Raw genomic sequence first — 24,151 nt, 5'->3', positions numbered from 1 at the left:
CTTCGCTACGCTCGCAATGACGGGAGCGGGGAAGTCAGCATGCTACGCCTTAACGTCCCAGTCGCCCCCTGCTCGACAGCAATCGCCCATGGGCAGGCAGCGCCGGGGCGAAGGTGCCGAGGCCAGTGGCCTGCGGCATGTCGATGTAGATCGCCTCCATCCCGCCGCGTGCCGCATAGGCCTCGTGCCAGAAGCCGTTGCCGTGGCGATCGGCTAGGAAATCCTTCCACCAGCCGGCATGCGGCATCGAGCGGGTGAACGCTTCGAGACTTTCGAGGTCGCGCCAATATTGGCGGATGCCGACATGGTTCCAGCCGTGCAGGCATTGATGCGCAGCGAGCAGCCCGTCGGGCGGCGATTGCGCGATCTCCCGCAGGCCGCGACCGATGCGCAGGAACGACGGCAAACCGCGCAGGCTGCCGACGCGGAAGCCGAGCATCACCACGACCAAATCCGGCCACTCGGCGAGATCGACCGTCATCCTCTTCGCATCGCTGGCTTGCATGATCGTCGCTCCGCTGCTTACACCGTACACATAGTTCGGCATGTATACGGTGTAAACAGCTTATGGTTCCGACGGCAGGTTTGCGCGACACCTTGCTCGATCATGCGATCGCGATGCTGGAGGCTGGGGAAGCCGAGCCGGGTATCCGCGCGCTGGCGCGCGCCGCGGGGGTGTCGGCAATGGCGCCGTATCGGCACTTCGCGGACAAGGCGGCGTTGCTCGCGGCGGTTGCCGAGCGCGGATCTCGCGATGTTTCTCGATGCGTTGTCGGCTGCGGATGCCGAGGGCAGCGATGCCGAGCGGCTGGTGGCGCAGGGGGCGGCCTATGTCGACTTCGCGTGCGCGCATCCGGCGCTGTTTCGCGCGATGTTCGCCCGCGGCGCGGCCGCCCCGAAGCAGCCCGACGCGCCGGCGTTCGCGATCCTCACCGGCCGCGTCGCGGCGCTGGTCGGTGCGGAGGATGCGGTCGCTTCCCTGGGGTGCTGGGCGATCGTGCATGGCATGGCGACGCTGGCGCTGGATGGCGGCCTGACGCTGGAGCCTGCGCAGGTGCGCGCGGTGTTGCGGACGTATGTCGCGGGGATCGTGGCGGGGGCGCGCTAGGCTGATCGCCCATCGCCTCGCGCTGACTATCCCACCGACCGCAGGCGGGTTTCCTCGACCTCGAAGTCGACCTTGGTCACGCCGGGCAGCGTCTCGATCCGCTCCGCCAGTTCGGCGTCGAGCGCGAAGTCGCGGTCGAGGATCACGGTCGCGATCTCGCCCTCACCGATCGGCACCTTGAGCGTCACCTTGCCGCGTGCGCCGCGCAAGGGGCCGATCAGCGCGGCGAGCCCCGCCACCGCACTCGCATCGGCGACATGCACCTCCAGCGCGAAGCGCGTCGAGGTGGCCAGCGTTTCGAACGGCTTGATCGACTTGACCGTCACACGCGGCGTTTCCTCGCCGGGGCGGCGGTCCAGCTCGACGGTGGCGAGGCCGCAGCCGCCGTTCTTGGCAGCCTCTTCGAGATCGGCGGCGGGGCCGTCGTCGAAACAGGTCGCCATGAACTGCCCCGTCGCGTCGGAAAGCGTCGCCATCATGTAACGCTTGCCGCGCGCCGAGGTGCGCCAGCGCGCTTCCTCGACCAGCACCGCCATCGTCGCCATCACGCGCGCGCCGTCGGCGATCTGCAACTCGCCGAGCGTCACATAGGTGCGCGCGCCGTGCGTCTTGGCGAGGTGGCGATAGCGGTCGACCGGGTGCGCGGAGAAATAGAAGCCGAACGCCTCCTTTTCCTGCTCCATCCGCTCGGCGAGCGACCAGCGCGCGTTGGCGGGGAGCTTGATCGCGTCGCCCGCGCCGGCATCGTCGCCGAACAGCCCGCCCTGCCCGCTTGTCCGCCCCTCGTGCGTGCGCGCGGCGATCGCGAGCACCGTCTCGGCGACGGCATGGATGCCCGCGCGGTTGGGCTCCAGCCCGTCGAAGGCACCGCCCGCCGCCAGCGTTTCGAGCTGGCGCTTGTTGAGCAGCCGCGGATCGACGCGCGCGGCGAGATCGTCGAGCCTCTTGAACGGCCCGGCGGTGCTGCGCTCCTCGCAGAGCTTCTCCATCGCGCCCTCGCCGACCGACTTGAGCGCGGCGAGCGCGTAGCGGACCGCCGGCTGGCCTTCGTCGTTCAACTGGACGTCGAACTCCGCCACGCTGCCGTTGATGCACGGCGGGAGCAGCGGGATGCCGAGCCGCCGCGCGTCGTCGACGAAGATCGCCAGTTTGTCGGTCAGGTGGAGGTCGTAACACATCGACGCCGCGAAGAACTCCGCCGGGTGATGCGCCTTCAGCCACGCAGTCTGGTACGCGAGCAACGCATAGGCCGCGGCGTGCGACTTGTTGAAGCCATAGCCGGCGAACTTGTCGATCAAGTCGAACAGCTGGTTGGCGTAGGGCGCGGGAATCTGGTTGTGCTCGGCGCAACCGGTGACGAAGGTGGCGCGCTGCGCGTCCATCTCCGCCTTGATCTTCTTGCCCATCGCGCGCCGCAACAGATCAGCGCCGCCGAGCGAGTAGCCCGCCAGCACCTGCGCGGCCTGCATCACCTGTTCCTGATAGACGAAGATGCCATAGGTCTCGGCCAGGATCGGCTCGAGCAGCGGGTGGGGGTAGGTAATCTCCTCCGTCCCCTGCTTACGCCGACCGAACGACGGGATGTTGTCCATCGGGCCGGGACGATAGAGCGAGACGAGCGCGACGATGTCGCCGAAATTGGTCGGGCGCACCGCCGACAGCGTGCGCCGCATCCCTTCCGATTCCAGCTGGAACACGCCGACCGTGTCGCCGCGCTGGAGCAATTTGTAGACGCCCTCGTCGTCCCAGTGCAGCGCGTCGAGATCGACGTGGATGTCGCGCTTCTCGAGCAGCTCGATCGCTTTCTTGAGCACCGACAGCGTCTTGAGCCCGAGGAAGTCGAACTTTACCAGCCCGGCGCCCTCGACATATTTCATGTCGAACTGCGTGACCGGCATGTCGGAACGCGGATCGCGGTAGAGCGGGACGAGCTGCGCGAGCGGCCGGTCGCCGATCACCACGCCCGCGGCGTGCGTCGAGGAGTGGCGTGGCAGCCCCTCCAGTTTCGTCGCAAGGTCCCAGAGGTGCCGGACCTGATTATCGTTGGAATATTCGCGCGCAATCTCCGGCACGCCGTTCAGCGCGCGCTTGAGGTCCCACGGGTCGGTCGGATGGTTCGGCACCAATTTGGCGAGCCGGTCGATCTGGCCATAGCTCATCTGAAGCACGCGCCCGGTGTCCTTGAGCACCGCGCGCGCCTTCAGCTTTCCGAAGGTGATGATCTGCGCGACCTGATCGCGGCCGTATTTCTCCTGAACGTAGCGGATGACCTCGCCACGCCGGGTTTCGCAGAAGTCGATGTCGAAATCGGGCATCGACACGCGTTCCGGATTGAGGAAGCGCTCGAACAGCAGCCCCAGCTTCATCGGATCGAGATCGGTGATCGTCAGCGCCCAGGCGACGACCGAGCCAGCGCCCGAACCACGCCCCGGCCCGACCGGAATGTCGTGATCCTTCGCCCATTTGATGAAGTCGGCGACGATCAGGAAATAGCCGGGGAAGCCCATCTGGATGATGACGTCGACCTCGAACGCCAGCCGCTCGCGATAGGCGTCGCGCCAGTTCGGATCGTCGGTGGGCTGCGCGCCGAGTTCCTCGATCCGGTCGAGCCGCGCCTCCAGACCGGCGGCGGCGTCGTTGCGGAGCATCGCTGCCTCACCCTCGCGGTCACCCGCGAGGCTGGGGAGGATCGGCTTGCGCTTCGGCGCAGCGACCGCGCAGCGTTGCGCGACGATCAGCGTGTTGGCGAGCGCCTCGGGCAGGTCGGCGAACAGCGCCGCCATGTCGATCGCGGGCTTCATCCATGCATGGCCGCAGCTGCGCGGGCGGTCCTCGCTTTCGACATAGCTCGACGAAGCAATGCACAGCATCGCGTCATGCGCGTCGCCGAAATCGGCTTCCTCGAAACAGCACGGATTGGTGGCGACGAGCGGCCAGCCGCGATCATAGGCGAGGTCGAGCAGCAGCGGCTCGGCCTTGTCCTCGATCGCGTCGTCGCGGCGGCACAATTCGATATACAGCCGGTCGCCGAAGATCGCCGCCAGCCGGTCGGCATAGGCCATGGCGCGATCGGGCTGGTCCTCGGCAAACAGCCGGGCCACGCCGCCCTCGCCCCCGGCGGTCAGCGCGATCAACCCGGCGGAATGCCGCTCCAGCAAGTCGAAGCCGACATGCGGCGCGAGTTCGAGCGGACGATCGAGATGCGCATGACTGACCAGCGCGCAGAGATTGTCGTAGCCCGTCTCGTCCTGCGCATAGAGCGCGATCCAGTCGGTCGCGGTCGCGATGCCTTCGGGCATGTCGGGGCGTGCGACGCCCAGCATCGTGCCGATCACCGGCTGCACGCCCGCGCCCATCGCCGCGTCCGAAAACGCCATCGCGGCATAGAGGCCATTGCGGTCGGTCAGCGCCGCGGCGGGGAAGCCGAGCTTCGCCGCGCGCTTGGCGATCGCCTTCGGCTCGATCGCGCCATCGAGCATGGTGTAGCTGGAAAAGATGCGGAGCGGCACGAACCCGGAATGCGGCATCGCCCTTACCTAGTCGCCATGACCCGATCTCGACCATCCCCGTCGACCGATGCGGAACTGCGAACACACCGGCCCGTTCGCCCAGCCGGAACGGAGTGAGGAACATGGCACAATTCGAAGCTTCATCGGAGCGTGGGTTCGGCATCCCCGGCGCGGCGACCGGCGCGGGCTGGGGATGGATCATGGCGTATGGCGTGGTGTCGGTATTGCTCGGCATCGCAGCGTTCGTCTGGCCGTTCGCGGCGACCTATGCCGCGACGGTGGTGATCGGCGCGTTGCTGTTCGTCTCGGGCGTCTTCGCGATCGCCGCCGGCCTGTTCGGGCAAGGGCATGAAGGCCGCGTCTATGCGGTGCTGTTCGGCGTGCTGTCGGTAATCGTCGGTGCGGTGATGGTGTTCGAGCCGGCGACCGGTGCCCTGTCGCTGACGTTGATGGTGACGGCATGGCTGCTGGTGCGCGGCGTGCTGGAGGTCGTGCTTGGCTTCCGGATGCGGCGGCGGCGTGGGCTGATGATCGCGCTGGGCGTGGTCAACATCCTGTTGGCCGGGTTCATCCTGGCGACGGTGCCGGCGTCGGCGCTGACGCTGCCGGGGTTCGTCCTGGGGGTCAGCTTTCTGGTCGGCGGCGTGACCGCGATCACCGCAGCCAGCGACCACCGCAAGGGCGCGGATGCGTTTGCGATGCCGGGGTGAGCACGTTTTCGTCATTGCGAGCGGAGCGAAGCAGTGACGGCGTAGGTGGGGGACTGGCGACGTCGCGCCCCCCTCGCCCGGCATTTCCACGAAGGCGGGGAATTCAGGCCCTCTGCGTTTGCGCCTCTATCGATGGGCCTGCGCGTCTGGATTCCCGCCTTCGCGGGAATGACGGGGCGGCGTTAGCGCGCCGCGACGTGCACCAGGGCCATCGCGACCAGCAGCAGGGCGAGGATCGCGAGGATCAGCCCGAACATGCAGCCGAGCACCACGCGATCGCCGAACATCGGCTACAGCAAGGCTTCGACGTCGGCGGTGATCTCCTCGGGCTTGGTCGTCGGTGCGTAGCGGCGCACGACCTTGCCGTCGCGATCGACCAGGAACTTGGTGAAGTTCCACTTCACCGCCTTCGTCCCCAGCAAGCCCGGCGCCTCGGCCTTCAGCCGCTCGAACAACGGTGCGGCGTGTGCGCCGTTGACGTCGATCTTGGCGAAGACCGGGAAGGTGACGTCATAGGTCAACGAGCAGAAGTTCGCGATCTCCGCCGCATCGCCGGGTTCCTGCGCACCGAATTGATTGCAGGGAAAGCCGAGCACCGCGAAGCCGCGATCGGCGAAGCGACGGTGGAGCGCCTCCAGCCCTTCATATTGCGGGGTGAACCCGCATTTCGACGCGGTGTTGACGATCAGAAGCACCTGCCCGCGCCATTGATCGAGCGGGACCGGCGCGCCATCGGCAGCCGTGACGGTCAAGTCCGTAATAGCGGTCATCGCGTGCGCTCCAGTAGATAAGTGAGGTTGCGACGGATCTGTGGCCACTCATGGTCGAGGATCGAATAGACGACCGTGTCGCGCACCTCCCCTCCGCGGTGACCATATGCCCGCGCAGCACGCCGTCCATCCGCGCACCCAGCCGTTCGATCGCTGCGCGCGAGGGACGATTGTGCCAGTTGGTCCGCAATTGCACGCACTGACAGCCGAGCGTTTCGAAAGCGTAGGTAAGCAACAGCCGCTTTGCCTCGGTATTCAACCCGGTGCGCTGTACCCGGCGCGCATAGAGCGTCCCGCCGATCTCGACGCGGCGATGCCCCTCGTTCATCCGCAGGAAGCGGGTGGCTCCCGCGACCTGTCCATCGGCGTCGAGAACGGTGAACGGCAGCGCGCGCCCGGCGGCCTGTTGCGCCTCCAGCATATCGTACCAGCCATCGATCGTCGCTTTGGTGGGAACGACCGTAGCGAAAAGGTGCGTTAACCCCTCAAAGGTCGCCAGCAGGTCGGCGCGATCCGTGCGGTCGAGGGGGCGTAGCGTGACATGGCGTCCAATCAACGTCGGAACGGTCCGCCACGCCGTGTCGCTCATCCCGCGATCTCCAATTGCCCTTCGTGGAGCCGGACGACGCGGTCCATCCGCGCCGCCAGCCGTTCGTTATGCGTCGCGACCAGGGCGGCAGAGCCCTCCTCGCGGACCAGCCGCAGGAACTCGCCGAGCACGCGATCCGCGGTGGCTTCGTCGAGATTGCCGGTCGGTTCGTCGGCGAGCACCAGCGCGGGGCGGTTGGCAAGCGCGCGCGCGACCGCCACGCGCTGCTGCTCGCCGCCCGAGAGCGCGGCGGGCCGGTGCGTCAGGCGATGCCCGACGCCGAGCGCGGTGAGCAGCGTGGCCGCCCGCTCCTCGGCCGGCGCGCGCTCCGCGCCCTGGATGAGCTGCGGCAGGACGACATTCTCGATTGCGTTGAAATCGGGCAGCAGATGGTGGAACTGGTAGACGAACCCGAGGCGATCGCGGCGGAGCGCGGTGCGCCCGGCGGCGTCGAGCCTGGCGGCCTCGGTCCCGGCGATGCGGATCGAGCCCGAGAAGCCGCCTTCGAGCAGCCCGACCGCCTGCAACAAGGTCGACTTGCCCGACCCCGATGGCCCGAGCAGCGCGACGATCTCGCCGGGGCGCACCGCCAGATCGACGCCGCGCAGGACGTGGATCGTGGTTTCGCCCTGCGTGAAGCTGCGCGCGAGCCCGGTGGTCTGGAGGACCGCTGGTGCGCCGTCGGACTCGGTGAAACCGTGGCGGCCGTGCGCCGCTTCGCCCGCATCACTCATAGCGCAACACCTCGACCGGATCGGTATTGGCGGCCTTGAGCGCCGGATAGACGGTGGCGAGGAAGGTCATCAGCAAGGTGATGATGACGATCGCGGTCACCTCGACCGGATCGACCTTCGACGGCAGCTCGGTCAGATAGCGGATCGACGGGTCCCACAGGTTCTGCCCGGTGACCAGCTGGACGAAATTGACCACCGACTGGCGAAAGAACAGGAACACCGCGCCGAGCAGCAGCCCGGCAAAGGTGCCGAGCACGCCGATCGTCGTGCCCACCGTAATGAAGATCCGCAGCATCGCGCCGCGGCTCGCGCCCATCGTGCGCAGGATCGCGATATCGCGCGTCTTGGCGCGCACCAGCATGATGAGCGAGCTGGCGATGTTGAACGCGGCCACGAGGATGATAATGCACAGCACAACGAACATCGCCACCCGCTCGACCGCCAGCGCGTCGAACAATTCCGAATTGAGGCGGCGCCAGTCGCTGATGACGCCGTACGGCTGCACCTGCTTAGCGAGCGGGGCGAGGATCTCGCCGACCTTGTCGGCATTGGTGGTCTGTAACTCGATCATGCCGACGGTGTCGCCGGTCAGCAGCAGCGTCTGCGCATCCTGCAGCGGCATGACGACATACGCCTTGTCGTAGTCATAGACGCCGACCTCGAAGATCGCGCCAACCCGGTAGCTGACGCTGCGCGGCATCGTACCGAACGGCGTGGAGCGGCCGAGCGGACTGATGACCGTGATGTCGGAGCCGATCGTCGCGCCGAGCTGTTCGGCAAGCCGCGCGCCGATCGCGACATTGCCGCTGTTCGGCGTCAGCGTCGCGAGGCTGCCGGCGACGATCTTGGTACGGATTGTGGCATTGGTGCGGATATCCTCCGGGCGCATCCCGCGGAGCAGGATCGCCTCGGCACGACCGTTGTAAGTGGCGAACAGCGGCTGTTCGATCATCGGCACCGCGCTGGTCACGCCGGGGGTCGTCCTGGCGAGTTCGACGACACGCTGCCAATTGTCGAGGCGGTTGTTGTAGCCCTGCACCACGGCATGGCCGTTCAGCCCGACGATCTTGTCGAACAGCTCGGCCCGGAAGCCGTTCATGACGCTCATCACGATCACCAGCGCGGCGACCCCGAGCATCACCGCGCCGAGCGAGAAGCCCGCCACCAGTACGATGAAGCGTTCACCCTTGCCCGGCAGCAGATACCGCCGCGCGATCATGCTCTCATAGCGCGACAGCAACATGGCCGTTCCGATAGGGAGCCGCCCGACGTTGCGCAATGGGGGCTGTTGCGGAATCGTCACATAGTCGCCGCAATCGGTTTTGCTGCCGTTCATTTGTATCGACAGCGAACAAGGCACGCCGCATACCTGTGGGCACTGGCACACAGGCAAAAGGCCGTGGTTCGGGGAACGCCATCAAGCCCCGCTGATCCCTCGGGAAAAGCGTGCGGGCTAAAGGCTGGATAGGGGGCTGACGAGCGATCGTCACGCAGGCGCCCGGGTCGTGGATAACGGCCCGGGCGTTTGCTTTTGGTGCGCAGGCGACGGTGTCCGCCGCTGGTGCAAGCGAAGCGAGCAGCGCGCCAAACGGCCGGCGCGTCGGCCGCAGCCGATCCCGTCCGACGTCATGCCCACCGGTTTGCCGTCGGCGCTTGGCTGGCGTTGCGGGTCATCCGGCAGAGCCTTCCCGAATGGGCCCCGGCCTTCGCCGGGGTACGACTCCTCACGCGACCGCTCTTCTCGTCATTTCAGAACCCGAACGCCACCGTCATGCCATACGTTCTTGGATCGCCGACGTTGCCCGCGATCAACCCGGTGTTCCCCGGCGTCGTCGCAAGCACCTCGTAATATTCGGTATCGAACAGGTTGCGGACCCAGCCGAACACATTGACCCCGCTGTCGGTGCGGAAGCCGAGCCGCGCGTTCACCAGCGTGTAGCCGTCGATATCGGTGTAGATCGACCGAGATGCGTTGGACGAGAACTTGGTCCGCGAATTGGCATCGACGCCGACATACGCCTCGCCCGACTTCCCGAACACCGTCCCCGGCAGGTTATATTCGCCGCCATAGGAAAGGGCGAACTTCGAGATACCGGGCAGCCACTGGCCGGAAATGTCGCAGACCACCGGACTGTTGGTGCCCGGCTGCCCCGGCGCGCCGATCGTCGCGCCGCTGCCGCCGCCCGACAGTTCGGGCGGGCATGGCGCATTCTTGAAGTCGACGTATTTGTGATCGGTGAACGCACCGTTGGTGTAGAGGTTGAACCGGTCGCTCGGCCGGATCGAGAAGTCCGCCTCGACACCGCGCACCCGCACCTTGCCGGCATTGGCGAGATAGCCGCGCAAGGTCGACGTCGAGCTGTTGTTGACCACCGCCTGATAGTCGCTGATTTCGGTCCAGAAGCCGGTGACGTTCAGCGTGATCTTGCGATCCCAGAATTGCGACTTCGCGCCCAGCTCGAAATGGTCGACCTTTTCGGGCGCGACCTGCGCCAATTGCGTCTGCACCACGCCGCCGACGACCGGCACGCCGTTCAGGTTGAGCCCACCCGATTTGAAGCTGTGCGCATAGGTGCCGTACAGCAGCACGTCGCGCGACGGCTTGTACGAGGCGGTCAGGTCGTAGGAGACGTTCCATTCGCGGAACTTCTGGTCGCGGAATTCCTGCGGCTGGATCGCGTCGCGCTGCGCCGCCTGCCGCGCGGTGCCGCCGGTCGCGGGCACCAGATTGCCCTGTCCGTCGCGCACCACGCTGATATAGCTGCCGGTCTTGTCGTCGTAGTTCAGCCGCACGCCCGGCGACAGCGTGAAGGCATCGGTCACGTTCCAATTGACCTTGCCGAAGATCGCGCCGGAAAAGTTCTTCAGGCGGATATCGTTGGCGGCGGTCAGGCCGTCGAGCACCGAGGGATCGTTCGACAGCGCGCTCGTCGGATTGATGAGCCAGCGGCTCGCCGCCGGGCCTTGCCGCTGCGTGCCGGTGGTGTGGATCGTCTGGTAGAAACCGAACAGTCCCAGCACGTAATCGAAGTGCTCGGCCTTGCCGGCGTAGCGGAATTCCTGTGTATATTGATCCTGCCGGGTCGGGTTCTGCGACAGCGTGGTGATCGGCAGCCCGGTGAAGTCACGGTCGTTGGCGGGCAGCCAGTCCCAGAAGCGATAGGCGGTGATCGAGGTCAGCGTCCCCTCGCCCAGCCGCTGCTCGCCGCGCAGCGACAGCCCGCCCAGTTCGTTGCGCGCGCTGAGCTTGGCGTCGAGGTCGGTCAGCCGGTCGAAGGGGTTGCGGCTTGGCGGCTCATACCCTTGTGCGGCGGCGAGCGCGTCGAACTGGCGATTGAGCGGACGCTGGGTGCTGCCGACCTTCACGAAGATCTGTGCGCAGCAATCCGGGTTCTGGCGCGAATAATCACCCGACAGGGTCAGGTCGAGGTCGTCGGTTGCCTTCCACAAGATCGCGGTGCGGATGCCCAGATTGTCCTGCGCATTGACGTATTGGTCGTTTGCGACATTGTAGATCGTCCCGCGCCGGCTGGTCGTCGACACACCCAGCCGGATCGCGACATTGTCGGTCAACGGTCCCGAGATCGACGCCTTCGCCTGTTTGAACTCCAGATTGCCGACCGACACCTCGGCGCGACCCTGCAGCGTGAAGCTGGGTGCCTTGCTGGTGATGTTGATCGCGCCCGCGACGGTGTTCTTGCCGTACAGCGTCCCCTGCGGCCCGCGCAGCGTCTCGATCTGCTGGACGTCGAGGAAGTCGAGCGTCGCCGCCGCGACGCGGCTGAGATAGACCTGATCGATATAGATGCCGACGCCCTGCTCGATCCCGTCGTTGGTGAGCCCGAGCGGCGCGCCGAGCCCGCGGATGTTGACCGACGAGTTGCGCGGGTTGGTCGAATAGAATTGCAGCGTCGGCTGGAGTTGCTGGAGCCGCTGAATGTTGAAGCTGCCGGTCGCGTCCAGCTCCTTCACGCCGACCACCGAGATCGGGATCGGCACATTCTGCGCCGATTCGGCGCGCCGCCGCGCGGTGACGACGACATCGGACGCCGCGGAGCTGCGCTGCACCTGTTCCTCGGTGCGATCCGGATCACCCGGCGTCGTCGCCGCGCTGGCGCGTTCGCCGACGACGACCGGCGTGGGCGACGGCTGCTGCGCAGTCGCCTGGGCGGCCAGCAGCAGGGCGAGCGTGACGGACATGGAAATACCCCTTCGTGAACCTTGTCGCCGCCTTCTGCCGGAACATCCATATCCCATCAACAAACTAGGGGTTTGTCGCCCCCTTGAAACGCTTCGCGTCGGCCCCAAATTCACGATCGTGCGGTGCCGGTCACCGGGCCGCACGAAACAGGCGTCGCGCAACAGCGGGCGCCGCTTTCAAATAGCTCATTGGAGGATTTGACGATGCGTTTCGACCTGACCCCCTATCGCCGCTCCACGATCGGTTTCGATCGGCTGTTCGACCTCATCGAGGCCAACGCGCGGAGTGCTGCGGAAAATTATCCGCCTTTCAACCTGGAGCGCGTGGCGGACGACCGCTACCGCATCACGCTGGCCGTGGCCGGATTCAGCCGTGACGAGATCGAGATCGTCGCGCAGCAGAACCTGTTGCTGGTGACCGGCAAGAAGGACGACAAGGCAGACAACAACCAGTTCCTCCACCTCGGCATCGCCAACCGCAGCTTCGAGCGGCGGTTCGAACTCGCCGACTTCGTGTTCGTGGAGGATGCACGACTGAACGACGGCCTGTTGGTGGTCGATCTGGTTCGCGAGGTGCCCGAGGCGATGAAGCCGAAGAGCATTGCGATCAAGACCGGCACGCCGCTGGCCGCCGTCGAGAACAAGGCGGCCGACGAGGCACAGGCCGCCTGATCCGGATCGGCGTCTCTTTGCTCCCTTTCGAGGCGTCGGTGGGGGCGTCCGGGCCGCAAGGCTCGGGCGCCTTCCCTTTTAGTCCCGCGTCGTCGCCGCGGATGTGACCCGCGGCTTTTTCGTCATTGCGCGCCTGTTCCGGAGCGCTCTCAGGCCGCCACTCGCCGCCGACGATCACGACGTAGCGCCGCGCCGACTGTCGCGAAGCCGAGCAGCAGCATCGCCCAGGTCGTCGGTTCCGGCACCGCGGCCAGCCCGAACCCGAATTTGGCGTTGATGTCATTGTACAGCGCACGGTGGATCGCGGTCGTCGGATGCGTTCCGTCGAGCGAGAAATAGCCGGTGCACGCCGGAAAGGCCTTCGCGCCCTGACAGGTGGTGTCGTCCTGGCCGGGGACTGGCAAGATCAGCGGGGTCGGCAAGTCGAACGCAGCGGGGTTGGCCTGGACGCGACCGAAGAAATCGAGATAGCTGTAGCGCATCAGCCGCGTGCCGCCGGTCAGCTGCAGCTTACCCAATTCGGTCGTCAGATAATTCTCGGCCTCGATCGAATAGGCGAGCGCTGCACCGGGGCTGGCGACCGGGAAACCGGTGAGCAGGATATTGCGCGCGCCCAGCTTGTTGAGCGCACCGACCGCCGCGGCATAGTTGGTCGCGGCATCGAGCAGAAAGGCGTCGGGATCGGTGACGCCCGCCTTGGCGTCCGTCACCGCCGCAAAAACGTCATTGCCGCCGAAATTGAGCACATACAGCCCGTCGCGATCGGCCTTGCCCCCTTGCCGAGGGCGGCCTTGTAGATGGCGACCTGCTCCAGCGCGTCCGGTATCGGAGAGGTCGTGGTCGCGCGCGCGCCGCCAAAGGCATAATTGCTGCCACCGTTCAGCGAGGCCACGGTCGGCGTGCCGTACATCGCAAGGCTCAGCAGGTCAGTATAGTCGAGTCCGTTGGTGAAGCGGCCGGCGACATAGCCCTCCGCCGGATCGGCCCCGAGCCGCAGCGCGCGGATGTTGCCCGCGTCGACGAGGCTGTCCCCGAAGACGGTCAGCGAGGAGAAGGGAGGCGGGGTCGTCTGCGCCGCCGCCGGAACCGCCACCGTCATCGCCGCCGCGCATAGCAGCGCCGCCATCCGTCCGATCATGCCATCCTCCCATTTATCTTTGTAAACGAAAGGTTAACGGGGGCGTAAGCCTGAAGCAATGGGGATGGATGGCGTTACCGCGCACGCAGCCGATCAATCCAGGGTCAGATCAAGACGCCCTGGATTGCTTCGCTACGCTCGCCATGACTAACGGTCTTAAACCAGCCGGCTCTGCTTGACCGCGGCGGCGATGAAGCTGGCGAACAGCGGGTGCGGCTCGAACGGCCGGCTCTTCAGTTCCGGGTGGAACTGCACGCCGACGAACCACGGATGGTCGGGGCGCTCGACGATCTCGGGCAACGTACCGTCCGGCGACATGCCGGAGAATACCAGCCCGCCCTTTTCGAGCGCCTCGCGGTACGAGGTGTTGACCTCATAGCGGTGGCGATGGCGCTCGCTGATCGACTCGTCGCCATAGATCGAGCCGACCACGCTGTTGCCGGCCAGCGACGCCGGATAGGCGCCGAGCCGCATCGTGCCGCCCAGATCGCCGTTCTCGGCGCGCTTCTCCAGCCCGCGTTCACCCATCCATTCGGTGATGAGCCCGACGACCGGCTCCGGAGTCGGTCCGAATTCGGTCGACGACGCGGCGGCGATCCCGGCGAGATCGCGCGCGCCCTCGACGCAGGCCATCTGCATCCCGAAGCAGATCCCGAAATAGGGGACGTTATGCTCGCGTGCGAAGCGGACCGAGGCGATCTTGCCCTCGGCGCCGCGCGACCCGAACGCGCCGGGGACGAGGATCGCGTGGCACGGCTCCAGATGAGCGGCGATCTCGCTGTCGTCGTCGCCCTCGAACAATTCGGCGTCGATCCAGCGGATGTTGACCTTCACGCGGTTGGCGATCCCGCCATGCACCAGCGCTTCGTTGAGCGACTTGTACGCGTCCTGCAGGCCGACATATTTGCCGACGACGCCGACCGTCACCTCGCCCTCCGGGTGCATCAGCCGCTCGACGATCTCTTCCCAGCGGCTGAGGTCGGGCGCGGACGACGGGGTGATGCCAAAGGCGCGCAGCACCTCCGAGTCGAGCCCTTCGCCGTGATATTGCAGCGGCACCGCATAGATGCTCTTCGCGTCGAGCGCGGGGATGACCGCGCTTTCGGGGACGTTGCAGAACAAAGCGATCTTGGCGCGCTCCGACTCGGGCAGCGGCTGTTCGCAACGGCAGACGATCACGTCGGGCTGCACGCCCAGCGCCGCGATCTCGCGGACGGAATGCTGTGTCGGCTTGGTCTTCAGCTCGCCGGCGGCGGCGATATACGGCACCAGGGTGACGTGGATGCTGATCGCATTGCCGCGCCCGACCTCGTTCTTGAGCTGGCGGATCGCCTCGATGAACGGCAGCGACTCGATATCGCCGACCGTGCCGCCGATCTCGCACAGCACGAAATCCAGGTCGTCGGTTTCGGCACGCGCGAACGCCTTGATCGCGTCGGTGACGTGCGGGATCACCTGCACCGTCGCGCCGAGATAGTCGCCGCGCCGCTCACGCTCGATGATCGTCTTGTAGATCCGGCCCGAGGTGACGTTGTCCGACTGGCGCGCCGAGACGCCGGTGAAGCGCTCGTAATGGCCGAGGTCGAGATCGGTTTCCGCACCGTCGTCGGTCACATAGACCTCGCCGTGCTGATACGGGCTCATCGTGCCCGGATCGACGTTGAGATACGGATCGAACTTGCGGATGCGCACGCGATAGCCGCGTGCCTGCAGGAGAGCCGCGAGGCTCGCCGCCATGAGACCCTTGCCCAGCGAGGAAACCACGCCGCCGGTGATGAAAATGTACCGCGCCATGGGACGCAACCCCTAACCTTCAAATGCGCAAAAGGGCAAGCGCGCGGGAAGCCCGCACGCGACGAAACGACGATAATGTCGCGATCAGCGGGCCAGCGGCACGCCGTTGTCGGCCGGAGCCGGTGCCGGCGCGACCGCATTGTCCGCGGTCGCCGGTGCCGGCTGCGCCGCGACCGGCGGCTGCGCCTGGGTCTGCGCGGCCGGCGCCCGCCGCTGGAGCGAGGTGTCGACCGACACCGCGCCGCGGCTCGCCGCCAGGAACGCCAGCACGACGCTCATCAGGATGAACAGCCCGGCGAGCACCGACGTGGCGCGCGTCAGGAAATCGGCCGCACCACGCGCCGACATCAGCCCCGACGGGCTGCCCGACGAGGTCAGGCCGCCGCCTTCCGACCGCTGCATCAGGATCACGGTGACGAGCGCCGCCGCGATAATGGCCTGGAGGACGATCAGGAAGGTGAACATGGGCTGGGCGCGATTCCGAAGCTAGAAACAGCCGGCGGTCCGCCTTGAGGCGCCCCCGGATCAGGGGCCACATAGGGGAGCCGCGCGCCGGGATCAACCGCGCCGCCCGCCCGCCTGGGACAAGCTGCGTGCCAAATTCGTGACATAGCTGAAACCAGCGGTGAAAGCGGGCGTTAGTCCGACGACAAGTCCGGGATGATCCGGGTTTATTTCGATGCGGGACGAGGACGTGGCAACATTGGCTCAACCCGAACTGAGTTCGTGGATGAATGCGTTGGTCGATTACGTGCGGTCGGGGGAGCCCGATCTCACCAATCGCCAGATGGCGCTCTTGCTGGTGGTCTACCTGCGCCCGGGCCCGCACACGGTGCGGGGATTGGCGCGCATTTTGAACGTGTCGAAGCCGGTCGTGACGCGCGCCTTGAACAGGCTGGGTGCGCTGGGCTATCTGCGCCGCCAACGCGACGACAGCGACAAACGCAACATTTTCGTCGCCCGCACGACCGAAGGGGCAGATTTTCTTGAAGAGTTCGGCCAGTTCATCGGAGAAGGGGACGCCGCCCCCGCCGCCGTCCGCCCCCACGGCACCGGGGACGCGGCCCGAGCGTAACGGATTCGCGCTCACCGGCCGGTCGCGCGTGCTCGATCCGCGTAAGCATGCCGTGCGCCCCGACATCGCCGACGTTCGCCTCGCCGATCGCGTCTTCGCCCCGCATTACGCCGCCCCGCTGCGCCGTACGTTGCTCCGCGAGGCCACTTTGCGTGAGACACGCGACCGGACAGCCGCGGCACTCGCTATCTTGCCGACAGGCGCGGCGTTCGACCTGCTGGACCTGACCGGCGGCATTGCCTGGGGAATTGCGGTGGAAGACGGAACGGTCGGCTATCTCGACGCCGATGCGGTGCAGCCGCAATGACGGTCACGGTCTTCATCGACGGTGCGGTCGGCACCACCGGGCTCGAGATCCGCGAGCGGCTCGAGTCGCGGCGCGACATCACGCTGGTCACGCTCGACGAGGCACGCCGCAAGGACGAGGCAGCGCGGCGCGAGGCGATCAACGACGCCGATTATGTCGTGCTGTGCCTGCCCGACGATGCCGCGCGCGAGGCGGTGGCGATGATCGCCAACGACCGCACGCGCACCGTCGACGCCTCGACCGCGCATCGCGTCGCCGACCGCTGGACCTATGGCTTCGCCGAGCTGGAGCCCGAGCAGGCCGGGCGGATCGCGGGTGCGCGCTTCGTCAGCAATCCCGGCTGCTACCCGACCGGCTTCCTCGCGCTCGTCCGGCCGCTGGTGCGCGCCGGGCTGCTCGGGGCGGATGCGCTGCTCAGCGTGAATGCCACCTCCGGCTATTCGGGCGGCGGCAAGGCGATGATCGCCGAATTCGAAGGCGGCGAGACCAGCACCGCCTACCGCCCCTATGCGCTGGGCCTGAGCCACAAGCACGCGCCGGAGATGCGCCGCCATGCCGGGCTGACCCATGCGCCGATCTTCCAGCCGGCGGTGGCGCGTGCCTATCGCGGGATGGTCGTGCAGGTGCCGTTGCACCTGGCGCAGCTGACGCGTCGCGCGACGTTGACCGACGTGGCCGAGGTATTGGCGAGCGCCTATGACGGCAACCGCGTCGTCCGCTTCGCGCACGAAGCCACGACGATGGTGCGGATCGAGGACGATGCCAACACCGACCGGATGACGCTACGCGTGACCGGCAACGAGGCATCCGGGCAAGCGCTGCTGATCGCGACGCTCGACAATCTCGGCAAGGGCGCCGCGGGCGCTGCGGTGCAGAATCTGAACATCATGGCCGGGCTCGATCCCGTGGCCGGCCTGACGCTTTAAGAAGGAGACGCGAGTTGGAGCGCAACCCGGTCGGCAAGCTGCTGTTGTTCGGTGCGACGGGCGATCTCGCCAAGCGAATGCTGTTGCCGTCGCTGTACGGCCTTCACGCCGACGGGCTGTTGCCCGAGGGCCTGACGATCACCGGTTCGGCGCGCGGCGACCTGACCGACGACCAGTTCCGCGATGCCACCCGCAAGGCACTCGACGAGTTCCTGCCCGCCGACCGCAAGGACGAGAGCGCGCTTTCGTCATTCCTCGCGCGGGTCTTCTTCCAGCCGGTCGACCTGTCCGATCCGACGACGTTCCAGGCGCTGGCGGACAAGATTGGCGACGTGTCGGGCGGGCTCGCGATCTATCTGTCGACCGCGCCGTCGCTGTTCGAGCCGGCGGTGAAGGGCCTGAAGAGCGTCGGGCTGGCCGGCGAGACGGTGCGGATCGGCCTGGAGAAGCCGCTCGGCTACGATCTCGAATCGAGCCGCGAGATCAACGACACGGTGGCGGCGGTCTTCCCCGAGGACCGCATCTTCCGCATCGACCATTATCTCGGCAAGGAGACGGTGCAGAACATCCTGGCGCTGCGTTTCGGCAATTCGATGTTCGAGCCGATCTGGAACGCGCAGGGGATCGACAACGTCCAGATCACGATCGCCGAGACGGTCGGGCTGGAGGATCGCGCCGGCTATTACGAGGGCGCGGGTGCGCTGCGCGACATGGTCGCCAACCACATGCTGCAACTGGTCGCGTTGATCGCGATGGAGCCGCCGGCCTTGTACGACGGCACCGCGATCCGCGACGAAAAGGCCAAGGTGTTCCGCTCGATGCGCCGGCTGACGCCCGAGCAGGTTCCGCAGAATACCGTGACTGGCCAGTATGAAGAGGGCGCGGTCGGCGGCAAGGTCGTCAAGGGCTATGACGAGGAACTCGGTTACGACAGCGATGTCGAGACGTTCGTCGCGATCAAGGCGCATGTCGACAATTGGCGCTGGCAGGGCGTGCCCTTCTACCTGCGCACCGGCAAACGCATGGCGAAGCGCCGCAGCGAGATCGCGATCCAGTTCAAGCCGGTGCCGCACTCGATGTTCTCGGGACGCGGCGGGGTGCTGCAACCGAACACGCTGATCATTCGCCTGCAACCGGAGGAATATATCCAGTTGCTGGTGATGACTAAGGAGCCGGGGCTGGACCGCGACGGGCTGAAGTTGCGCGAAGTGCCGCTCAACCTCAGCCTCGACGCCGAGTTCGCGGGCAAGCGCCGCCGGATCGCGTACGAGCGGTTGCTGCTCGACCTGATCGAGGGCGACCAGACGTTGTTCGTGCGCCGCGACGAGGTGGAGGCGCAATGGCGCTGGATCGACGCGATCCGCGCCGGCTGGGCCGCCAACCAGACCAAGCCGAAACATTATTCCGCGGGCACCTGGGGCCCAGCCGGCGCGATCGCGTTGACCGAGCGCGACAATGTGACCTGGCAGGACGATTGACATAGTCGCATCGTCATTCCCGCGCAGGCGGGAATCCAGACGCGCAGGTTTTCGCAAAGGCCATACGTCAGAGGTTCTGGATTCCCGCCTGCGCGGGAATGACGTGCTTTCATAAGGCAGTATTACATGACCGAAATCGAATGGTGGGAATATGACGACGCCGCCGAGCTGGCCGATGCGGTCGCGGGCGACATCCAGTTCGTCATCGAAAGTGCGATCGACGCGCGCGGCTCGGCGGTGATCGCGCTGGCGGGCGGCAAGACGCCCCTGCCCGCCTATGAGAAGCTGGCGAAGGCCAAGCTCGACTGGAAGCGCGTGACGATCATTCCCGGCGACGAGCGGATCGTGCCGCTGGGCGATGCGCTGTCGAACGTCACGGCGCTCGGCAAGATCTTCATCCCCAAGGGCGCGCGCGTGATGCCGATCGTCCCGAAGGCGACCGACGATTACAAGGCAGCGGGACGCTCGGCCGACGCGCTAATGCAGGATCTGCACTGGCCGCTCGACCTGTGCCTGCTGGGCGTGGGTGGCGACGGGCATACCGCGTCGATCTTCCCCGGCCCCGATTATGACCAGGCACTCAACGGACCGAAGGAGCGTCGCGCGATCGGCGTGATGCCCGATCCGTTGCCACCCGAGGCGCCGGTCGCACGCGTCACGCTGACGCGGCAGGGCATCGTCACCGCGCGCGCGCTGATGATCGCGCTGAGCGGCGACGCCAAGCGCAAGGTCATCGAGGACGCGATCAAGGAAGGTGCGGGCTCGCCCTATCCGATCGGGCGCGTGCTGGCCGACGCCGAGCTGCCCGTCGACATCCACTGGGCGGCGTAAGCGATCGGCTTCCTTCCCGCACCGTTCGTGCTGAGGAAAGGCTGAGCCTGTCAAAGCCTTGTCTCGAAGCACCGGCGTTTCGAGACGCCGTTTCGACAGGCTCGACGGCTCCTCAGGGCGAACGGGAGATGGATGTGGATCAATCGCAGCCAGCGCCAGCCCTTGTCCCGCGAGCGATGCTGTCGCAAAGGCTGCCGCTACGGCCTTCGATGAAGACCATGATTGCCGGGAACGCCCCCGGCAAGACGAGGACGCAAGATCATGAACCCCGCTGTCGCCGCCGTCACCGACCGGATCATCGAGCGTAGCCGTCCGACACGGCAGGCGTATCTGTCGCTGATCGAACGCGAGCGGCAGGGCTGGATCGGCCGCCCGCGGCTCGGCTGCGCCAATCTCGCGCACGCTTATGCCGGCACGCCCGAAGACCGCGAGGCGATGAAGACGCAGCACCAGGCGATGAACATCGGGCTGGTGACCGCGTACAACGACATGCTGTCCGCGCACGCCGTCTATTATCGCTATCCCGAGCAGATGAAGGTCTGGGCGCGCGAGGTCGGCGCGACGGCGCAGGTCGCGGGCGGCGTGCCCGCGATGTGCGACGGCGTGACGCAGGGCTATGCCGGGATGGAGCTGTCGCTGTTCAGCCGCGACACGATCGCGCTGTCGACCGCGGTGGCGCTGAGCCACGGCACGTTCGAGGGTGCGGCGCTGCTCGGCATCTGCGACAAGATCGTGCCGGGCCTGCTGATGGGCGCGCTGCGCTTCGGCCATCTGCCGATGATCCTGATCCCCGGCGGACCGATGCCCTCGGGGCTGCCCAACAAGGCCAAGGCAGCGGTGCGCGAGCGGTTCGCGACCGGCGATTGCGGACGCGAGGAACTGCTGGAGGCGGAGATCGCCGCCTATCACACTCAGGGCACCTGCACCTTCTACGGCACCGCCAACACCAACCAGATGATGATGGAGGTGATGGGCCTCCACATGCCGGGCGCGGCGTTCGTCAATCCGGGCACCAAGCTGCGGCAGGAACTGACCCGCGCCGCGGTCCACCGGCTCGCGAAGATCGGCGCGCATGGCGACGATTACCGCCCGCTCGGCGCCTGCGTCGACGAGAAGGCGGTGGTCAATGCGGCGGTCGGCCTGCTGGCGACCGGTGGGTCGACCAACCACCTGCTCCACCTGCCCGCGATCGCGCGTGCAGCGGGGATCATCATCGACTGGGAAGATTTCGACCGGCTGTCGGCGGCGGTGCCGCTAATCGCGCGCGTCTATCCGAACGGATCGGCGGACGTGAACGGCTTCGAGGCGGCGGGCGGGATGCCCTATGTCATCAAGGAGTTGCTGGCGGGCGGCTATCTGCACCGCGATATCATGACGGTCGCTGGCGACGACCTGACCGCCTACGCCGCCGCGGCGACGCTCGACGGCGAGACGCTGACCTGGACGCCGGCGGGCGACAGCGGCGACGAGACGATCCTCCGCCCGGCGAGCGCGCCCTTCTCGCCCGACGGCGGGATGCGGATCCTGCAGGGCAATATCGGCCGCGCGTGCATCAAGGTGTCGGCGGTCGAGCGCGACCGCTGGATCGTCGAGGCGCCCGCACGCGTCTTCTCCGACCAGCTCGAGGTGCTCGAGGCGTTCAAGAACGGCGAGCTGGAGCAGGACGTCGTCGTCGTCGTCCGCTTCCAGGGGCCGCGCGCCAACGGGATGCCCGAGTTGCACAAGCTCACCCCGCCGCTCGGCGTGCTCCAGAATCGCGGGTTCAAGGTCGCGCTGGTGACCGACGGACGCATGTCCGGCGCGAGCGGCAAGGTGCCCTGCGCGATCCATTGCTCGCCCGAGGCGCTGCCCGGCCTGAACGGCGTCGGCGGCGCGATCGGGCTGATCCGCGACGGCGATATGATCCGCGTCGACGCCGAGGCGGGGACGCTGGAGGCGCTGGTGCCTGCCGACGAATGGGCGACGCGCGAACAGGCGCCGACCCCGCCGCCCGCATCGGGGATGGGCCGCGAATTGTTCGGCATGTTCCGCGGACTTGCGGACGAAGCCGAAAAAGGCGCGAGCGCGGTGCTGGCGGGTGCTGGTCTTTAGCTGAACGTCACCCCGGACTTGTTCCGGGGTCCACCCAACCGCACACTCACACGGATCGGACTTGCGGCGCGGTGGATGCCGGAACAAGTCCGGCATGACGGAGGATTGCTGATGCAGGTCGTAGCGGTCGATATCGGAGGCACGCACGCGCGCTTCGCCATTGCGGAGGTCGAGGACGGCCACGTCGTCTCGCTGGGTGAGCCGACCACGCTCAAGACCGCCGAGCACGCCAGCCTCCAGACCGCCTATGAGGCGTTCCGCGAACGGATGGGCGGAACCCTGCCCGATGCCGCGGCGATCGCGGTCGCCTCGCCGATCACCGGCGACGTGATCCGGCTGACCAACAATCCGTGGGTGATCCGCCCGTCGCTGATCCCCGAACGGCTGGGCGCATCGACCTATACGATCATCAACGACTTCGGCGCGATCGGCCATGCCGTCGGTCAGCTGTCCGCGCGCGATTTCGAGCATCTCTGCGGCCCGGACACCCCGTTGCCGACCGATGGCGTGACCACGGTGTGCGGCCCCGGCACCGGCCTGGGCGTCGCGCAGGTCTACAAGCAGGACGGCCGGTATCGCGTGCTCCCCACCGAGGGCGGGCATATGGATTACGCGCCGCTCGACGGGATCGAGGATGCGCTGCTCAAGCGGCTGCGCAAGACCTATACCCGTGTCTCGGTCGAGCGGATCGTCGCCGGGCCGGGGATCGTCGCGATCTACGAGACGCTCGCCGAGCTGGAAGGCCGCGCCTATATCCACAAGGACGACAAGGCGATCTGGACCGAGGCGCTGGAAGGCACCGACTCGATCGCGCTCGCCGCGCTCGACCGCTTCTGCCTGGCATTGGGCGCGGTCGCAGGCGATCTGGCGCTGGCGCATGGCGCGAAGGGCGTCGTGATCGCGGGAGGCCTGGGCCTGCGCATCAAGGACAAGTTGCTGCGTTCGGGGTTCGACCAGCGCTTCGTCGCCAAGGGCCGGTTCCAGTCGCTGATGTCGGCGATCCCGGTCAAGCTCATCACCCATCCGCAGCCGGGCCTGTTCGGTGCCGCGGCCGCCTTCGCGCAGGAGCATCAATCGTGAGCCACATCGAAACCGTCATGCGCACCAGCCCGGTGATCCCGGTGCTGGTCATCCACGACGCCGCACAGGCGCGCCCGCTCGCCGAGGCGCTGGTCGCGGGCGGGCTCAAGGTGCTGGAGGTGACGCTGCGCACCGCCGCCGCGCTCGACGCGATCCGCGAGATGAAGCAGGTGCCGGGCGCGATCGTCGGCGCGGGCACGGTCGTATCGACCGAGCAGGTCGCGCAGGTCAAGGACGCGGGCGTCGAGTTCATCGTCTCGCCGGGCCTTTCGGCGAAGACCGGCGACGCCATCCTGGAGGCGGGCATCCCGTGGCTGCCGGGCGTCGCGACCGCGGGCGACATCATGCGCGGGCTCGACATGGGGCTGGAGCATTTCAAGTTCTTCCCGGCCGAAACCAGCGGCGGGATCAAGGCGCTAAAGGCCCTCGCGGCGCCCTTCTACCAGTGCAAATTCTGCCCGACCGGCGGGATCACCGAGGCGAGCGCGCGCGACTGGCTGGCGATCGGGCCGGTGCTGTGCGTCGGCGGTAGCTGGGTGACCGAAGGTACGCTGCCCGAGATCGAAGCGCGCGCGGGCGCGGCGGCTGGCCTGGCACGCTAACCGTACCGCTGCCGGAGCGTTTTTCCGTCAGTCCACTGTACATCCGTGTTCGTGCGAACGCAGGAACCCAGAGCCACAGGTGATATCGACCACCACTCTGGGCTCCTGCGTTCGCAGGAGCACGGCGCGCATGGATCGGGCAGTCGGTCCAAGCCTGCGCATCCGACGCTACCCGACGTGCTGCTTATTCCTTATTTTTCACCCGACGCTTTCGTCACTGCCGTTCCGGCCGATTTCATATCCTTGCCGGCGCCATGGACGGTGTTGCAGGCCGAGAGTGCCAGCATCGCGAGGGCAGTGGTGGCGAGCGCGATCTTGCGGTTCATAACTGTCTCCACGCGAACGAAAAACGGGTGCGGCGGGCCGGATACGCAGGCCCGCCGCAGGTACTCGGTGCAGGCGGCCGCGTATCGCCGTTGCACCAAAAGCGATCACATCGGCGCGGCCGGATAGCGGCACCGGATGGTCCGACCTTAAACCTGCTCTAGATTAGGAAGTTCCGTCAGCGCGCCGCATCAATGTGGTCAGGGCAATATA

23 protein-coding genes and 1 pseudogene are annotated in these 24,151 nt (G+C 66.9%); 12 read left to right on the top strand and 12 right to left on the bottom strand.

Features of this window, described 5'->3' with window-relative positions; genetic code table 11:
- Positions 1 to 49: 49 nt before the first annotated feature.
- The gene (locus QP166_RS02950) at positions 50 to 505 is read right to left on the bottom strand and encodes a monooxygenase family protein (protein ID WP_333914554.1); all 456 of its coding nucleotides are present in this window, start codon (positions 503 to 505) and stop codon (positions 50 to 52) included.
- Positions 506 to 567: 62 nt separating this feature from the next.
- Between QP166_RS02950 and QP166_RS18910 the strand changes: the two are divergent.
- Positions 568 to 693 (top strand): annotated as a pseudogene (locus tag QP166_RS18910) (hypothetical protein); the annotation flags it as partial.
- Between the two features lie 61 nt (positions 694 to 754).
- On the top strand, positions 755 to 1,108 hold the full coding sequence (locus QP166_RS02945; RefSeq protein ID WP_333914553.1) for a TetR-like C-terminal domain-containing protein: 354 nt from the start codon (positions 755 to 757) through the stop codon (positions 1,106 to 1,108).
- A 26-nt stretch (positions 1,109 to 1,134) separates the two neighbouring features.
- On the opposite strand, the gene dnaE is transcribed toward QP166_RS02945, so the two are convergent.
- Positions 1,135 to 4,635, bottom strand: a complete 3,501-nt coding sequence (gene dnaE, locus QP166_RS02940) for a DNA polymerase III subunit alpha (protein ID WP_333914552.1) — start codon at positions 4,633 to 4,635, stop codon at positions 1,135 to 1,137.
- Positions 4,636 to 4,739: 104 nt separating this feature from the next.
- Between dnaE and QP166_RS02935 the strand changes: the two genes are divergently transcribed.
- On the top strand, positions 4,740 to 5,327 hold the full coding sequence (locus QP166_RS02935) for an HdeD family acid-resistance protein (protein ID WP_333914551.1): 588 nt from the start codon (positions 4,740 to 4,742) through the stop codon (positions 5,325 to 5,327).
- Between the two features lie 290 nt (positions 5,328 to 5,617).
- Here the strand turns inward: QP166_RS02935 and QP166_RS02930 are convergent, their stop codons facing one another.
- The 5 genes from QP166_RS02930 to QP166_RS02910 form a co-directional block, all read right to left on the bottom strand.
- Complete coding sequence (locus tag QP166_RS02930; protein ID WP_333917239.1) at positions 5,618 to 6,088, bottom strand: glutathione peroxidase; 471 nt, start codon at positions 6,086 to 6,088, stop codon at positions 5,618 to 5,620.
- Positions 5,970 to 6,686: a GNAT family N-acetyltransferase gene (locus QP166_RS02925; protein WP_333914550.1), complete on the bottom strand. Its 717-nt coding sequence runs from the start codon at positions 6,684 to 6,686 to the stop codon at positions 5,970 to 5,972. Before QP166_RS02925 ends, QP166_RS02930 begins: the two co-directional genes overlap by 119 nt.
- Entirely contained in the window at positions 6,683 to 7,420 is a 738-nt protein-coding gene (locus tag QP166_RS02920) for an ABC transporter ATP-binding protein (RefSeq protein ID WP_333914549.1), read from the bottom strand. Before QP166_RS02920 ends, QP166_RS02925 begins: the two co-directional genes overlap by 4 nt.
- A complete protein-coding gene (locus QP166_RS02915; protein WP_333914548.1) occupies positions 7,413 to 8,663 on the bottom strand; it encodes a lipoprotein-releasing ABC transporter permease subunit in 1,251 nt (416 codons plus the stop codon). Before QP166_RS02915 ends, QP166_RS02920 begins: the two co-directional genes overlap by 8 nt.
- 506 nt (positions 8,664 to 9,169) lie before the next feature.
- Positions 9,170 to 11,620, bottom strand: coding sequence for a TonB-dependent receptor (locus QP166_RS02910; protein ID WP_333914547.1), 2,451 nt, complete (start codon positions 11,618 to 11,620; stop codon positions 9,170 to 9,172).
- A 204-nt stretch (positions 11,621 to 11,824) separates the two neighbouring features.
- On the opposite strand from QP166_RS02910, the gene QP166_RS02905 reads away from it, so the two are divergent.
- A complete protein-coding gene (locus QP166_RS02905) occupies positions 11,825 to 12,292 on the top strand; it encodes an Hsp20 family protein (protein ID WP_333914546.1) in 468 nt (155 codons plus the stop codon).
- Positions 12,293 to 12,441: 149 nt separating this feature from the next.
- Here the strand turns inward: QP166_RS02905 and QP166_RS02900 are convergent, their stop codons facing one another.
- The 4 genes from QP166_RS02900 to secG form a co-directional block, all read right to left on the bottom strand.
- Entirely contained in the window at positions 12,442 to 13,038 is a 597-nt protein-coding gene (locus QP166_RS02900) for a PEPxxWA-CTERM sorting domain-containing protein (protein WP_333914545.1), read from the bottom strand.
- Positions 12,999 to 13,430, bottom strand: coding sequence for a hypothetical protein (locus QP166_RS02895; RefSeq protein ID WP_333914544.1), 432 nt, complete (start codon positions 13,428 to 13,430; stop codon positions 12,999 to 13,001). The genes QP166_RS02900 and QP166_RS02895 overlap by 40 nt, the downstream gene beginning before the upstream one ends.
- Positions 13,431 to 13,586: 156 nt before the next feature.
- On the bottom strand, positions 13,587 to 15,224 hold the full coding sequence (locus QP166_RS02890; protein ID WP_333914543.1) for a CTP synthase: 1,638 nt from the start codon (positions 15,222 to 15,224) through the stop codon (positions 13,587 to 13,589).
- Positions 15,225 to 15,308: 84 nt separating this feature from the next.
- Positions 15,309 to 15,689 (bottom strand): preprotein translocase subunit SecG, encoded by a 381-nt coding sequence (gene secG / locus QP166_RS02885; protein ID WP_333914542.1) that lies wholly within the window; start codon positions 15,687 to 15,689, stop codon positions 15,309 to 15,311.
- 265 nt (positions 15,690 to 15,954) lie between these two features.
- Here secG and QP166_RS02880 point away from each other — a divergent pair, with 265 nt between their 5' ends.
- The 8 genes from QP166_RS02880 (at position 15,955) to eda (ending at position 23,614) form a co-directional block, all read left to right on the top strand.
- A complete protein-coding gene (locus tag QP166_RS02880) occupies positions 15,955 to 16,299 on the top strand; it encodes a MarR family transcriptional regulator (RefSeq protein WP_333917238.1) in 345 nt (114 codons plus the stop codon).
- A gap of 28 nt (positions 16,300 to 16,327) precedes the next feature.
- A complete protein-coding gene (locus QP166_RS02875; RefSeq protein WP_333914541.1) occupies positions 16,328 to 16,606 on the top strand; it encodes an SH3 domain-containing protein in 279 nt (92 codons plus the stop codon).
- Positions 16,603 to 17,532, top strand: coding sequence for an N-acetyl-gamma-glutamyl-phosphate reductase (gene argC / locus QP166_RS02870; protein ID WP_333914540.1), 930 nt, complete (start codon positions 16,603 to 16,605; stop codon positions 17,530 to 17,532). The genes QP166_RS02875 and argC overlap by 4 nt, the downstream gene beginning before the upstream one ends.
- A 14-nt stretch (positions 17,533 to 17,546) precedes the next feature.
- Entirely contained in the window at positions 17,547 to 19,010 is a 1,464-nt protein-coding gene (zwf, locus tag QP166_RS02865) for a glucose-6-phosphate dehydrogenase (protein ID WP_333914539.1), read from the top strand.
- A 126-nt stretch (positions 19,011 to 19,136) separates the two neighbouring features.
- Positions 19,137 to 19,841 (top strand): 6-phosphogluconolactonase, encoded by a 705-nt coding sequence (gene pgl / locus QP166_RS02860; RefSeq protein WP_333914538.1) that lies wholly within the window; start codon positions 19,137 to 19,139, stop codon positions 19,839 to 19,841.
- Between the two features lie 261 nt (positions 19,842 to 20,102).
- Positions 20,103 to 21,932: a phosphogluconate dehydratase gene (edd, locus tag QP166_RS02855; protein ID WP_333914537.1), complete on the top strand. Its 1,830-nt coding sequence runs from the start codon at positions 20,103 to 20,105 to the stop codon at positions 21,930 to 21,932.
- Positions 21,933 to 22,043: 111 nt separating this feature from the next.
- Positions 22,044 to 23,012 carry a glucokinase gene (gene glk / locus QP166_RS02850; protein WP_333914536.1) on the top strand — a complete coding sequence of 323 codons (969 nt, stop codon included), beginning with the start codon at positions 22,044 to 22,046 and terminating at the stop codon, positions 23,010 to 23,012.
- Positions 23,009 to 23,614: a bifunctional 4-hydroxy-2-oxoglutarate aldolase/2-dehydro-3-deoxy-phosphogluconate aldolase gene (gene eda / locus QP166_RS02845; RefSeq protein WP_333914535.1), complete on the top strand. Its 606-nt coding sequence runs from the start codon at positions 23,009 to 23,011 to the stop codon at positions 23,612 to 23,614. The genes glk and eda overlap by 4 nt, the downstream gene beginning before the upstream one ends.
- A gap of 191 nt (positions 23,615 to 23,805) precedes the next feature.
- Here the strand turns inward: eda and QP166_RS02840 are convergent, their stop codons facing one another.
- The gene (locus QP166_RS02840) at positions 23,806 to 23,940 is read right to left on the bottom strand and encodes an entericidin A/B family lipoprotein (protein ID WP_333914534.1); all 135 of its coding nucleotides are present in this window, start codon (positions 23,938 to 23,940) and stop codon (positions 23,806 to 23,808) included.
- Between the last annotated feature and the right edge of the window lie 211 nt (positions 23,941 to 24,151).

Origin of the sequence: Sphingomonas sp. LR60 (assembly GCF_036855935.1) — a bacterium.
Lineage (GTDB): Bacteria > Pseudomonadota > Alphaproteobacteria > Sphingomonadales > Sphingomonadaceae > Sphingomonas.
This window is presented reverse-complemented; position numbering and strand designations above follow the sequence as displayed.

What these genes read in the sequence shown, in the direction of transcription:
- edd (WP_333914537.1), top strand. Translation starts at nt 20,103, where the DNA reads ATGAACCCCGCTGTCGCCGCCGTCACCGACCGGATCATCGAGCGTAGC.
- QP166_RS02905 (WP_333914546.1), top strand. Translation starts at nt 11,825, where the DNA reads ATGCGTTTCGACCTGACCCCCTATCGCCGCTCCACGATCGGTTTCGAT.
- QP166_RS02950 (WP_333914554.1), bottom strand. Translation starts at nt 505, where the DNA reads ATGCAAGCCAGCGATGCGAAGAGGATGACGGTCGATCTCGCCGAGTGG.
- QP166_RS02880 (WP_333917238.1), top strand. Translation starts at nt 15,955, where the DNA reads ATGAATGCGTTGGTCGATTACGTGCGGTCGGGGGAGCCCGATCTCACC.
- QP166_RS02895 (WP_333914544.1), bottom strand. Translation starts at nt 13,430, where the DNA reads ATGATCGGACGGATGGCGGCGCTGCTATGCGCGGCGGCGATGACGGTG.
- glk (WP_333914536.1), top strand. Translation starts at nt 22,044, where the DNA reads ATGCAGGTCGTAGCGGTCGATATCGGAGGCACGCACGCGCGCTTCGCC.
- QP166_RS02915 (WP_333914548.1), bottom strand. Translation starts at nt 8,663, where the DNA reads ATGTTGCTGTCGCGCTATGAGAGCATGATCGCGCGGCGGTATCTGCTG.
- dnaE (WP_333914552.1), bottom strand. Translation starts at nt 4,635, where the DNA reads ATGCCGCATTCCGGGTTCGTGCCGCTCCGCATCTTTTCCAGCTACACC.
- argC (WP_333914540.1), top strand. Translation starts at nt 16,603, where the DNA reads ATGACGGTCACGGTCTTCATCGACGGTGCGGTCGGCACCACCGGGCTC.
- QP166_RS02920 (WP_333914549.1), bottom strand. Translation starts at nt 7,420, where the DNA reads ATGAGTGATGCGGGCGAAGCGGCGCACGGCCGCCACGGTTTCACCGAG.
- QP166_RS02945 (WP_333914553.1), top strand. Translation starts at nt 755, where the DNA reads ATGTTTCTCGATGCGTTGTCGGCTGCGGATGCCGAGGGCAGCGATGCC.
- QP166_RS02935 (WP_333914551.1), top strand. Translation starts at nt 4,740, where the DNA reads ATGGCACAATTCGAAGCTTCATCGGAGCGTGGGTTCGGCATCCCCGGC.
- QP166_RS02925 (WP_333914550.1), bottom strand. Translation starts at nt 6,686, where the DNA reads ATGAGCGACACGGCGTGGCGGACCGTTCCGACGTTGATTGGACGCCAT.
- QP166_RS02840 (WP_333914534.1), bottom strand. Translation starts at nt 23,940, where the DNA reads ATGAACCGCAAGATCGCGCTCGCCACCACTGCCCTCGCGATGCTGGCA.
- pgl (WP_333914538.1), top strand. Translation starts at nt 19,137, where the DNA reads ATGACCGAAATCGAATGGTGGGAATATGACGACGCCGCCGAGCTGGCC.
- QP166_RS02910 (WP_333914547.1), bottom strand. Translation starts at nt 11,620, where the DNA reads ATGTCCGTCACGCTCGCCCTGCTGCTGGCCGCCCAGGCGACTGCGCAG.
- secG (WP_333914542.1), bottom strand. Translation starts at nt 15,689, where the DNA reads ATGTTCACCTTCCTGATCGTCCTCCAGGCCATTATCGCGGCGGCGCTC.
- QP166_RS02890 (WP_333914543.1), bottom strand. Translation starts at nt 15,224, where the DNA reads ATGGCGCGGTACATTTTCATCACCGGCGGCGTGGTTTCCTCGCTGGGC.